The organism is Microcoleus sp. S13_C5 (genome assembly GCF_036700845.1).
In the GTDB taxonomy this organism is placed as follows: Bacteria; Cyanobacteriota; Cyanobacteriia; order Cyanobacteriales; family Microcoleaceae; genus Microcoleus.
Window position 1 is genome coordinate 1 of the sequence record NZ_JAUBPR010000159.1, and the last position, 12,302, is coordinate 12,302.

The 12,302-nt window shown below is 45.6% G+C and carries 8 protein-coding genes; 7 read left to right on the forward strand and 1 reads right to left on the reverse strand.

Translation table 11 applies throughout. From position 1 onward, the window contains the following. Positions 1 to 528 precede the first annotated feature (528 nt). The 3 genes from QUA04_RS26250 to QUA04_RS26260 all read left to right on the forward strand — a co-directional run bounded on the left by QUA04_RS26250 (position 529) and on the right by QUA04_RS26260 (position 4,991). On the forward strand, positions 529 to 3,342 hold the full coding sequence (locus tag QUA04_RS26250) for a chloride channel protein (RefSeq protein ID WP_333262803.1): 2,814 nt from the start codon (positions 529 to 531) through the stop codon (positions 3,340 to 3,342). 282 nt (positions 3,343 to 3,624) lie between these two features. After that, complete coding sequence (locus tag QUA04_RS26255; protein WP_333262806.1) at positions 3,625 to 4,746, forward strand: glycosyltransferase family 4 protein; 1,122 nt, start codon at positions 3,625 to 3,627, stop codon at positions 4,744 to 4,746. 11 nt (positions 4,747 to 4,757) lie between these two features. Beyond that, the gene (locus tag QUA04_RS26260) at positions 4,758 to 4,991 is read left to right on the forward strand and encodes a hypothetical protein (protein ID WP_333262809.1); all 234 of its coding nucleotides are present in this window, start codon (positions 4,758 to 4,760) and stop codon (positions 4,989 to 4,991) included. A 123-nt stretch (positions 4,992 to 5,114) separates the two neighbouring features. Here the strand turns inward: QUA04_RS26260 and QUA04_RS26265 are convergent, their stop codons facing one another. Beyond that, positions 5,115 to 6,050, reverse strand: coding sequence for an exopolyphosphatase (locus QUA04_RS26265; protein WP_333262812.1), 936 nt, complete (start codon positions 6,048 to 6,050; stop codon positions 5,115 to 5,117). Positions 6,051 to 6,116: 66 nt separating this feature from the next. Here QUA04_RS26265 and bioF point away from each other — a divergent pair, with 66 nt between their 5' ends. From bioF to QUA04_RS26285, 4 genes are all read left to right on the forward strand, one after another. After that, a complete protein-coding gene (gene bioF / locus QUA04_RS26270; protein WP_333262815.1) occupies positions 6,117 to 7,289 on the forward strand; it encodes an 8-amino-7-oxononanoate synthase in 1,173 nt (390 codons plus the stop codon). 311 nt (positions 7,290 to 7,600) lie between these two features. Then, on the forward strand, positions 7,601 to 7,750 hold the full coding sequence (gene pirA, locus QUA04_RS26275) for an arginine synthesis PII-interacting regulator PirA (RefSeq protein ID WP_172185012.1): 150 nt from the start codon (positions 7,601 to 7,603) through the stop codon (positions 7,748 to 7,750). 977 nt (positions 7,751 to 8,727) lie between these two features. Then, a complete protein-coding gene (locus QUA04_RS26280) occupies positions 8,728 to 11,667 on the forward strand; it encodes an ATP-binding protein (RefSeq protein ID WP_333262819.1) in 2,940 nt (979 codons plus the stop codon). 154 nt (positions 11,668 to 11,821) lie between these two features. Next, positions 11,822 to 12,268 (forward strand): hypothetical protein, encoded by a 447-nt coding sequence (locus tag QUA04_RS26285; protein ID WP_333262822.1) that lies wholly within the window; start codon positions 11,822 to 11,824, stop codon positions 12,266 to 12,268. The last annotated feature ends 34 nt before the right edge of the window (positions 12,269 to 12,302 follow it).

The following is a 12,302-nucleotide window of genomic DNA, read 5'->3' on the forward strand; positions in this document are numbered from 1 at the left end:
AGCCCTGACCTGCTTAAATTGCTCTCTATCTTGCTGATTTTACTCGATCATTAAAAAGATCTCAAATGGGTTCTATAGAACCCAAGCGATCGCGGCTTGACTTTCGCTATCTCTATTATTTCTGCCGGCGGCTGTTTGTATAAGTCGGAAAAGTCGGATCTTCAACTCCCAAAAGTCGGAAAAGTCGGATATTTGGCCCGGAGGGCGGTTAAGGGTTGACTTTTGAGGGTTGTTGTGTTGAAGGAATTGAAGAGGCCAAATGGGCGAAAGAATCCTCAGCAAAGTGAATCTCAACAAATTAAGGAAGTAGTTTTTCGGTACTTGTTATGGTAAATCGACTGCTGTGAGTTCCTCGACTCCTATGAGCTTTCGATCGCAAGATATCAAATGGGTTCTATAAACATATAGAATTAATCAACGTTAATCTGCGTGAACGTCCGGTTAAAAATTAGTTATATTTTGCCAAGCCGAACGATTTTTCGCTAAAGTGCGATCGAGCAGACAATTCTCAGGTCATCTACGCTATTTATGCCGTACATAACTATCCCTAAACAATTTAGGGAACCTTCCAGGGTCATCAAATCTCAACTTTTTTTACGGCCCAAACGCCTAGCCATTTTTGAAGCTTGTCTGATCGGTTTAATTTCAGGACTCGCTGGGGTTTTGCTCAAATCAGGAGTCGGATGGCTGGGCAGTTGGCGAGTTGCTACCTCGACAGTAATTCCAGCTTGGATATTACTGCCGGGCGTCGGTTTATGCGGCGGGTTGCTGACAGGTTTCTTGGTTGAGCGTTTTGCTCCCGAAACTGCAGGCAGTGGCATTCCTCACGTCAAAGCTGCTCTTGGCGGAGTCAATCTTTCCTTAGATTTGCGAGTAGCTGTAGCCAAACTTCTGACGACTATTTTAGCAGTTGGTTCCGGTTTAACTTTAGGAAGGCAAGGCCCGACTGTCCAAATAGGAGCATCTTTGGCCGGCTGGATAGGTCACTTGATGCCAACTTCCCCAGACTACCGCCGACAATTGATTGCTTGCGGTGCTGCTGCGGGATTGGCTGCTGGTTTTAATGCTCCCATTGCAGGAGTTTTGTTTGTAGTTGAAGAACTGCTGCACGACGTTTCGGGATTGACTTTAGGGACTGCAATTATCGCTTCATTTATCGGTGCAGTTGTCTCGCAGCTTTTGGGCGGCGATAGTTTAAGTTTGAACCTTCGCGCGTACCACACCAGTTTTGATGCTCAGGAAATCCCGTTTTATATACTGTTAGGAGTTTTAGCGGGATTGCTGGGAGCTTTGTTCACGAAAGGAATTATTGCTAGTTTGCAATTTAACAGGCGATCGCTCAAATTAGCTTTGCCGGCGCGAATGGCTCTAGCTGGTATAATCTGCGGTTCAGTAATAGCTGTTCTCCCAGAAAATTTCCGCAACAATACGGGTTTGCGGGAGTTCCTGCTGACCGGTGAAGCAAGCGGGATAACAAGTTTAATTGCTTTTGTCGCCCACTTTTTTCTGACAATTATTTCCGCTGCTTCTGGAGCTCCGGGAGGATTATTTTCCCCTGCCCTAGTTCTCGGTTCTGCACTCGGTCATATGGTGGGCATTGTGCAGGCAGATTTCCTGGGTGTCGGTTTGCCAGTAACTTACGCTTTGGCAGGAATGGGAGCGTTTTTTTGTGCGGTTTCTAGGGCGCCGATTACTGCGGTAGTGATTGTGTTTGAAATTACGGCGGATTTCAAATTAGTGCTGCCTTTGATGATCTGTTCTGTAGTTGCTTATTTAGTCGCGGAAAAGGTGGACAGTGGCTCTTTGTACGATCGCCTTTTGGAGTTTAACGGCATTCAACTGACAAAGGCAAAAGCTGCGAGCAATACTTTGAGCGACTTGCACGCAGATGACGTGATGCAGCGCCGAGTTGAAACTCTTTCAAGTCTGCTGACTTTCGATGAAGTGATGCAGGCTTTTTCGCGATCGCACCACCGAGGATTTCCAGTCGTTGAAGATGGCAAATTAGTCGGAATTGTCAGTCAAACCGATTTGGCAAATGCCAGCGAGCGCAATTTTTCCGGAGACTCGCTGCTCAAAGAATTTATGACTCTACACCCGATCGCAGTCAGAGCAAGGGATACTTTAAGCGAGGTATTGTACAGGCTCAACAACTACAATATCAGCCGCTTGCCCGTCATAGAAGGCCGCCGTTTGGTGGGAATTATTACCCGCAGCGACATTATCCGAGTTGAATCCGATCGCCTCAGCGGAGAAACAACCCAGGGCCCGCATCCAGAACCTTCCTATGTTGTCTATCAAACCAGGGCTCCGCAAGTCGGAAACGGCCGCTTATTAGTGCCGCTTTCCAACCCCCAAACAGCACCCGCTTTGCTGCGGCTGGCCGCGGCCATTGCGCGCGATCGTAATTACGAATTAGAATGCCTGCAAATCATCTTAGTACCGCGCAACAGTTCCCCTTCAGAAAGCGCAGTGCGAACAACCAAAAGCCGCCGCCTGCTACAACAAGCCGAGCGAATTGTTCGCAATTGGAACTTGCCGGTACACACCCAAATACGGGTAGCTCACGACGTGCCTAACGCGATTTTGGAGACTATTAGGGAGCGACATATCGATTTAATTTTGATGGGCTGGCAAGGCGAATTTTCCACAAAAGGACGCATTTTTGGCGATGTTGTCGATACCGTAATTCGGCAAGCTGGCTGTGAGGTGGTTTTGGTGAAGTGGAGCGAAAAACTATTAGCAAAACGCAAGAAAAATGAGTTTTCCGTCACTTTCAGCGGGCCCAAATATGCGTCTATAGAATGGGAGTTAAATCCCGAAGGAGTTGACGGCCCAGATCATTCCGCATTGGCGATCACTTCAGATTCATCCGCGACTCCAGAGACGGAACTTTCCCCGCCGAATTCAGACATTCCAGGGCCAGAATTGGGGCTGTACACGCTGATGGGTTTGCACCGCTGGTTGGTACCTATTCGCGGCAGTTACAAGCAAGCTGCCGCTTTGCGGCTGCTACCGGCTTTGGTGGCTGCGAGTGCTGTACCGGAGATTAAATTGTGTCAGGTTCACCAGCCTTCTGTTGCAGAACCTGATAGGGGGGAATTAAAGGAAGCAGCGGAGTTTATCAAGCGCAGGGTTAGCTGTTCGATAATAGCGACTTCGGTTTGCGCTAAATCGGTTTCTGATGCTTTAATTGATTTGGCTCAGAACGATCAGTGCGATGCGATCGTCCTGGGAGCTAGCCGCGAAGGGCTGCTGAAGCAGGTGATTCACGGGAACATCCCGGAAGCTGTGGCGCGCGGGTGCGACTGTACAGTCATTTTAGTGCGATCGGCCAATTAGTCATTGATCATTAGTTAGTTGTTATTAGTTAGTTGTTATTTATTAGTTGTTATTTGTTGGTATTTTAGTCTTCCAGCCTTGTTCCCCGGCTCCGCCCGGGAATACATAATCGGAGGCTCTGCCTCCCATAATCAATAACTAATAACTAATCTCAATTCCAGTTGCATTGGAATGATTAAACCGCAGAGAACGCAGAGAACGCAGAGGAAGAGAACAGAGACATGAATAATTCCAATGAAGCGCGGATTCGATATAATAACCAATAACTAATAACTAATAAGTATGGTTCACTTTAACGTGGCTTTTCAACACTTTAACTCCTTCGCCGACATTACCCTATCTCTGGCGAAAACTTTAGACCAAATGGGAGTTCCTATTTCAGTCGAACCTTCGACAATTGCCTCTCACCTAACCCGCAATTCCACACCCGAAGAAAACGACCTGCTAGAGAAATGGATGAACACCGCACCATCAGATTTATTTCACATAAAATGGTCTCATTACTGGAAACCTTATTTTTTAAAAGAACTCAACGGTCATCTCAACTTAGAACTTTTTGCGATCAATTACGAATTCGCCCAAAACACAGATGATTATGATTACTGGATTTACGATGCTGTCAATAACTTATCCCACAAACTAGCCGTCAGCCAATATTCTAAAAACGTTTTAATAAAAGCTGGATGTCCGGCTGACAGAGTATCAGTCATGCCTCTAGGTTTCAATCCTTTAATCTCGCAACTCTATTTGCCCAGACCGCAAAAAACCCAAAAAGATGTAAAGTATATTCTGCACATGACCAATTCTTTTGATTTGTATAGATTTGGCACGGATCTAGCCATTCAAGCTTTTTATGAAGAGTTTAAAGATGATTCTAACGTAGAGTTAATTATCAAAGATGGTGGCAAAACTCCTGATGTTATAGTGGAACATCTCGTAAATATCGAAAAACAATTCGGCAAGTTCAAGTCAAAAGTTCAGGTAAAGCCTAAATTTTGTACTAAAGCAGAACTAGCTGATTTATACTTGTCAGCCGATGCTTTTTTAGCTCCCTTTCGCGGAGAGGGTTTTGCGATTAAAATTTTGGATGCCTTTGCTGCAGGTTTGCCCGTCGCTATGACTATGTACGGCGGTCCGACTGACTACGCCAATCCTGATAACTGCTATCCCATTGCTTACGATCTAATTCCCGTCGGAAAGTGTTATGATACTCAGTCTCTAAAAATCAGAAATGCTCCTCATTGGGCACAACCAAATGTTCAGTCTGTTCGCGAACAGTTGCGAAAAATTGTTGAAGACCCGATGCGTTTTCAGGTAGCTCAAAAAGCTAGAGAGACGGCGGATTTATTTAATTGGGAAGCTGCGGCTCAAAAATTGCTAAGATTAATGCGAAAGTTGTTTTAGGAGCAGAAATTATGGGACTCGAACGCAAAATGTTTAGGGGAATGTTTTCACCGGGGGAAGTGGTACGATTGAAACAGCCTTGTTTTACTCCAGGGCGATTGTTTGAGCCAGGAAAATATAACGCTGATGAGTTGCCGGATATCGCTTTTGAGATGGGTTTGGTAGACCATTTGCCACCAGCCAAAGGCAACAGTTCAGAAAATCTCAATGCCCAGAAGCCGCCCGATCAAAACCTTGAGGACTAAACTCCCGTTTGCAGTAAGGACTTCAGTCCTAAAACTCCCCCTTTGTAGTAAGGACTTTAGTGCTGAAAATTAAAATAAATAATCAAAGACTCAAGTCCTGACTGCAAAAAAGATAAAGCCAATTTAACCATTTTGCTCTATCTGGGCAATTAACTCTTTCAAAACTTGACTAGCTTTATCGTTCTCAATCTGACAAGTTCCGGCATTCTGGTGCCCACCGCCGCCATATCTTAACATTAACTCCCCAATATTAGTTTTAGAAGTTTTGTTAAAGATTGACTTACCAACTGCGAAAACAGTATTTTGTTGTTTCAGTCCCCAAAGTACGTGAATCGATATATTGCACTCGGGGAACAAAGCATAAATTACAAAACGATTCCCCGCATAAATCACCTCTTCGTTACGCAAATCCAAAACAACTAAATTATTATAAACTTTGGCGCATCGCTGTATTTGCTCTTTAAATTTTTCTTCTTGCTCGAAGTAGAGGTCTACTCTTTCTTTTACATCAGGAAGCTGCAAAATTTCCTCGATGGTATGATTTTTGCAGTAATCGATTAACTGCATCATTAACTGATAATTGGAAACTGTAAATTCTTTAAACCTTCCCAAGCCTGTTCGGGCGTCCATTATGAAGTTTAACAGCACCCATTTTTCCGGATGCAGAACCTCTTCTTTGGTAAATTGAGCCGAGTCAGATTTGTCAACTGCCGCCATCATCGCCTCAGAAATATCAGGAAACTTTGCTTGGCCTCCATAATATTTGTACAGTACCCTAGCTGCTGAAGCTGCATAGGGATCGATGATGTGGTTAATTTTGATTTTCTCGTGTCTAAGAGTTTCGCTGAAATGGTGATCGAAAGCTAGATGAACTCCCTCAACATAGGGTAAATTGGTGCTAATATCGTTATTTGTTATTTCGATTTTCCCATCCTGCATATCTTTAGGATGCACGAATTTAATCTCGTCGATCATATCGAGTTCTTTGAGCAAAACGGCACAGACAAGACCGTCAAAATCGCTGCGGGTGACTAATCTGTATTTTTTAGTGAGTGGCATATGCTTCTGTGAGAGGGAGGAACTGATCACCAGCTAATATAACGTATTACCTGATCGCTTTCCAATATGAACGCAGACCCTTACGCTTGGATAGAGAAGGCCCTGGACACAGTTCACCGTGCCGATTGGTATCGATCGCCACTATCGATCGATAGTGGCCCCGGGCCTGTGGTAAAGTTAGCAGGGCACAGCCTGATTAACTTTGCCAGCAACGATTATCTGGGACTTGCCAACGATGACAGGTTAATTCAAGCTGCTATGGCTGCAACTAAGGAATTTGGTACGGGTTCGACGGGTTCGAGGTTGGTCAGCGGACACCGTGATTTACACCGACAGCTAGAACAAGCTATTGCTAATTTAAAACAAACTGAAGATGCTTTAGTATTCAGTTCGGGATATTTGGCGAATCTAGGGGCGATCGCATCCGTTGTCGGCAAGCGCGATTTGATATTATCTGACAAGTACAACCATTCGAGCCTGAAAAACGGAGCCACACTCAGTGGTGCAACTGTCCTAGAGTACAATCACTGCAATCTTGAGGATTTAAAGGCCAAGCTAGAGCAAAATCGCCCAAGATACCGCAAGTGTTTAATTATTACCGATAGCGTCTTTAGCATGGATGGGGACTTGTGTCCGCTGCCGCAGTTGTTGGCTGTGGCCGAAACCTTTAACTGCATGGTATTAGTAGATGAAGCTCACGCTACAGGAGTTTTCGGTGCTAGCGGTGCTGGTTGTGCAGAACATTTCGGGTGTACGGGAACACCACTGATTCAAGTGGGGACACTCAGCAAAGCTTTGGGAAGTTTAGGTGGTTACGTTGCGGGCTCTGCTGCTTTAATTGATTTTCTGCGTAATCGAGCTGCGACTTGGATTTATACTACAGGATTGACGCCTGCTGATGCGGCGGCTGCTTTGGAAGCTGTGAGGATTGTACAGCAAGAACCAGAACGCCGAGTTCGGTTGCGACAAAATATCGAAACTTTCAAATATTGCGCGATTACCAATCACAAATTACCAATTAGCAATTCTCTCTCCCCTATTTTCAGTCTTCCGTTAAAAGATGCAGCCTCCGCTTTAACAGTCGGCAGCAAACTCAAGGAGATGGGTATTTTTGCTCCGGCGATTCGGCCTCCGACTGTAAGCGTGAGTCGAATTCGGATTTCACTGATGGCAACTCACGAGTTCGCACACCTTCAGCAGTTGGTAGAGGCGCTGAAGCAAGTTTTGAGTTGGGAGTAAATGTTGGGTACGTCATAAGTACCTTACCCTTTGAGTAAATGTTGTGAGACGGGGAGAATTTCTACTTCTGCCTTCTGCCTTCTGCAGCTCTAGCCTTCTGCAGCTCTAGCTTTTGTCCTTCTGCAGCTCTAGCGTTCTGCCTTTTTTTTTATTGTCAAGATATCGCTATTGACTTATGACCAATCTTATACAGGAGTTTGGTCGATCGGTCAACAACTGTAAATTTTTTGTAAATTTAGATACTTTTTGGAATTTAGCGCTATATTAGAGAAGTAGCAGGTACACCAAATTTAATATAAGGAACGTCCACCATGAACACAAATCGTCAAAACGTAAAAAAAGTAGCAGAAACCCACCGCGCTAACATTCACAAGCAACTGATGCACCGCATAGAAGTAGCGAGATCCAGTGGGAACCAAGATTTGGTTCGGGTGCTGGAAGAGGAAATGAGACAGCTTTAAAGAAGCTGCAACGATAATTTGCCCGTAGTTTGGTTTAGAGGGTTGTGCGAGAAATGCAGAATTCCGGCAACCGCTACCTGTGAAGTTTTGACTCCTCTCTTAGTTGGTAGGAAAAACCCCGGTTTCTTGAAGAAACCGGGGTTTTTTATTGAGAAGGAAGAAGGAAGAGGGAACACTCCTAAACGCACAAACTCTATTTGTAGGGTGCGCCTCGGCGCACAGAGCCTCTACCAATAGCCGATTGAACCATTTTTTGCGTAAGTTCGGAAGTCAGAACGAAGAAGGAAGAGGAAAGAACAAGACTTACGCTGCATTCCTTCTGTTTTTACATTATCTGTAGTAGTAAGTTGCGCCTCGGCGCACCCCACTAATAACTACAGCACTAAAGCCCCTGACACATGGTGAGGGCGTGTTCACGCCCTTACCCATCACCTTAACCAGTCCGGATCACTGAGAAGCTGACAGTCGCGACTAACGACCAAACTCAATAATAAGCGCACGAATAACGTACACTAATGTGTGTGCTATTGGTTGGAAAATAGAGCAATTTGCTAAGGAAATCAAGCACTTAACCGGGAGAAAATCTTGCCACTCCAGTCAAGCTAGAATTCAAACAAATCATATTGCTTGTCATGAACTTGTGTGGCGTAGGTGCTCAAAACTTTAGGCAATAAAAATGGTAAAACAATAAATCAAATTAAACACGGGCTGCTATTAAGTTATTTAATTGAGCAACTAAAACTTCTTGTTCGATGTTTATTGTCTAATTTTTTGGTTCTGGTACACCGAGCTGTGACAGTTGCGTAAGTCCTGGTAATATTGAAGACACATTGAGATAGATTTTCATGGTTGACTGTTCAAGGCAGCTTTGCCAAAATTTAAGAATAGTAAAAATACTTAATAGAAAAAAGTTGATCTCTATAAAGCCGAACATCGGGTAGCGACTGCAATATCCAAAAAATATATAGGTAAAATTGATGGCGACAGACATCCAACACCAGCCGGAAAACGGCTACCACTCAGAACCAACTCAGCCTTTTCTACGAGAAAATCTCAATGAGCGATCGCTCCTGCGCCTGCCAAGAACTCTGAGTCCCCTTGAAACGCTGGGCTTCGGTATGAGTAGTCATATCGCATGGGTTGCCATTGCACCGGCAATGCACGCGGCCCTCGGGCCAAATGCCATTTTCGTCTGGCTGCCCACCGTACTGGTGGGGGTGATGCTGAACCTGCAAGTGAAACGCTTAGGGGAAAAGTGGCCAGAAATGTCAGGCGGAACACCCAACTATATAACCGGGCTGCTGAGCAACTATCCGTTTCTGGGTCGGTATGCGGCGATCGCCTACTTCGCGGCCTGGGCAGTATATCCGTCAGTAAACGCGATCGTCCTTACGGCGCTGATCGAAGCCAACCTAGAACCCTTGGGCATTGCCTGTCCGGAAACGTTGCTAAGAATTGGATTCACACTAATCGCTTACATTTTGGCATTTAGCGGCAGCCGCGCCTTAGCGATCCTGCACTCATTTTTCATTATCCCGGCAGTTGGATTCCTACTGGTGTTTACCATTCAAGGCATAGGATGGTTAGCTCTCTCCCCAGATAGCCCCGGATTTTTCCCCACCAGTTGGCCAACTTTAAGCTTTGTTGACTGGGCCAAGTGGTCATTTTTTGCGGTCTACGGTGCCTGCGCCTGTGAAACGGCTTCCTCGTTTGTCGCCGAGAGCCGCCGTCCAGGGGAAACTTTGAGGGTTCTGAGCTTAACCGCTTGGCTGATTCCACCGGTGTATCTGGGGAGTTCCTGGATACTGATGCGCTTAGCAACCTCTCCAGGATTGGGCGATGACTCGTTTAAGAACCTATTAGCTGCAGCCTCACCATTCTGGGGCACTTCAGCTTCATTGATCGTCACACTCCTGCTCGCCTCAAGCAGTCTTCTTTCTTCCGCCACTTGCGTTTCCAACTCTCCGCGCATCTTGTACCAACTCGCTCTAGACGGGCACGTTTCACCCGTCTTCGCTTTTATCTCCAGACGGGGCGTCCTGGAACCGGCCCTGGTATTTTCCCTTTTACTCGGTTTGATCGGTCTGGTTTGGGGAGATGTCACCAGGATCGTGGTGATCGGTTGTGCTAGTTACCTGATTACTATGATGGCACTGTATCTGGGACTCTGGCTGCGGCGAGGATCGCCAGAAGTGCGATGGCCTTGGTGGGCGGCAGGCTTTTTCGTGTTCGATGCAGTTGTTTTGGTGGTCGGAGGCTTGAACTGGAGTTGGCAAGACGTGACGATCGGCTTGCTGTTTCCTGTAGCTATTTTGGCAGTGGATGCGGCTATCCGTCGCATTTCCTTTGCGCCCTTCCATCGGGCCTGGTGGATTCGGCATTATAGGACCAGGCGCAAGAGCCAGATCGAAGATTTTGTGGCGTTTCAGGTTGTAGTCCTGATTTTGTTAGTCTGTAGCGCCCTCTGTCTTGGCTGGGTTTTTAGATCCCAATTAGATGCCAACTCTAGTGTTGGCTCTAATCTTTTGGCAGTGCTGATCTTGACAGTCACTTTTGTCGGGGTGGCTGTTGCCTGCTGGACGAGCTTACCCCAAGTTGTCTCAATGGACGAGGCACGAGAGGCGGCGGAACAACTGTTTGTAATTGCCATAGACGCCATTGTAGTGCTGGATGAAAATGGGATGATTCGTCAGGCTAACCCAGCATCTGAACGTCTATTTGAGTTAAGCACTGGTCAATTAATCGGGCGTCACTTGAACAAACTACTCCCCGGATTGGCAAATCAGCCAGAACGGTGGCTCAGCCGCAGCGAACAAACCCTGAACCTGCCCACTGAAGACTCGCGTATCCTGGAAGTTGCCATCTCTGACCGATTCTCCCAAGACGCTTCGCTTTCAAATCAAGGTATGCAAGAATATGTGGTGATTCTGCGCGACATCAGCGATCGCAAGCAAGCCCAAGAATCTCTACAAAAAGCTAATGAGGAACTAGAAATCAAAGTTGAAGAGCGTACATCTGAACTCACCCATACTGTGCAGCAATTGCAGAATGAGATTGAAGATCGCCAGCGGATAGAAGCAAATCTTAGAGCTATGCAAAATCAGATTGTTGTCCAAGAAAAACTAGCTTCTCTAGGAAGTTTAACAGCAGGGATTGCCCACGAAATCAGAAACCCATTGAACTTTGTCAACAATTTCTCAGAACTTTCTGCTGAATTAACCCAAGAACTGTTTGAAAAAATTGAAAATCAAGCAGAACGTTTAGATCCCAAAACCAGTGAGGATATTGCCGAGTTGTTAACCGATCTTAAAGCCAATCTTACAAAAATTACTCAACACGGTCAAAGAGCCGACAAAATTGTTGGCAATATGCTTTTGCATTCTCGCGGACAAAGCGGACAGTGGGAAGCTACGGATATAAATAGTTTACTCGCTGAATATATCAATCTAGCCTATCACGGGATGCGCGCCAAGGAAGCTGCTTTTAACATTACCATTGAAACCGATTACGACAATGATATTGGCGAAGTAAATGTAGTGCCACAAGACCTCGGCCGGGTTTTTCTTAACATTATTAGCAATGCTTGTTATGCAGCCTATAAAAAGAAACAACAAATGGGAGAAGTATTTTCACCGCTGCTTGACGTGAGAACTCGAAATCTTGGTGACGCGATTGAAATCCGCATTCGCGATAATGGCCCAGGTATAAAACCAGAGGTACTCGATAAAATTTTCAATCCCTTTTTTACTACAAAGCCACCAGCAGAAGGTACGGGTTTAGGTCTTTCTATTAGTCAGGATGTTATAGTCCAACAACATCGCGGAGAACTAAAAGTCGAAACCGAAGTAGGAAATTACACAGAGTTTATCATCATATTGCCCAAAAAAATAGCCGAAATTAAGGAGTTAAAAAAATGAAAGTAATGGTGGTAGACGACGAGGAAGATATTCAGTCACTGTTCAAGCAGAAATTTAGGAAATAAATTAAAGCAGGGCAAATTCAATAGGGGTAAAAGAAAGCGAAATTAGCTTAATTCAGAAGTCAAAAATAAAATGTAATTAGGTAAAATTAATGGCGACAGACATCCGACACCAGCCAGCAAACGGCTACCATTCAGAACCAACTCAGCCTTCGCCAACAGAAAATCTTAATAGGCGATCGCCCATGCGTCTCCAGCCCACCCTAACGACACTGGAAACTTGGGGGTTCGGACTTACGGGTCATCTGCTATGGATTAGCGCTGCACCGGCCATACACGCCGCTCTTGGGCCTCAAGCTATATTCGTCTGGTTGCCAGCAACAATCGTGGCGATGCTGCTGAACTTTCAGATGCAAAGTTTGGGCAGGAAGTGGCCAGAGATGGCAGGAGGAACGCCCAACTACACAGTGCGGCTGCTGAACAATTATCCCTGGTTAGCTAGGTATGGGGCGATTGGATACTTTTTTAGTTGGTTAGCGGTGACAACCATCAACGCCCTAACGGGACTTAAACAAATTTTAAGCCCAAACAAAGCCTAAACTGGCTTTATAAGCGGAGAATACGTCCCAATTT

Bases quoted from the DNA above. Each gene is read 5' to 3' on its own strand.
- QUA04_RS26280 (WP_333262819.1), top strand. From the start codon at position 8,728: ATGGCGACAGACATCCAACACCAGCCGGAAAACGGCTACCACTCAGAA.
- QUA04_RS26265 (WP_333262812.1), bottom strand. From the start codon at position 6,050: ATGCCACTCACTAAAAAATACAGATTAGTCACCCGCAGCGATTTTGAC.
- bioF (WP_333262815.1), top strand. From the start codon at position 6,117: ATGAACGCAGACCCTTACGCTTGGATAGAGAAGGCCCTGGACACAGTT.
- QUA04_RS26250 (WP_333262803.1), top strand. From the start codon at position 529: ATGCCGTACATAACTATCCCTAAACAATTTAGGGAACCTTCCAGGGTC.
- QUA04_RS26255 (WP_333262806.1), top strand. From the start codon at position 3,625: ATGGTTCACTTTAACGTGGCTTTTCAACACTTTAACTCCTTCGCCGAC.
- pirA (WP_172185012.1), top strand. From the start codon at position 7,601: ATGAACACAAATCGTCAAAACGTAAAAAAAGTAGCAGAAACCCACCGC.
- QUA04_RS26260 (WP_333262809.1), top strand. From the start codon at position 4,758: ATGGGACTCGAACGCAAAATGTTTAGGGGAATGTTTTCACCGGGGGAA.
- QUA04_RS26285 (WP_333262822.1), top strand. From the start codon at position 11,822: ATGGCGACAGACATCCGACACCAGCCAGCAAACGGCTACCATTCAGAA.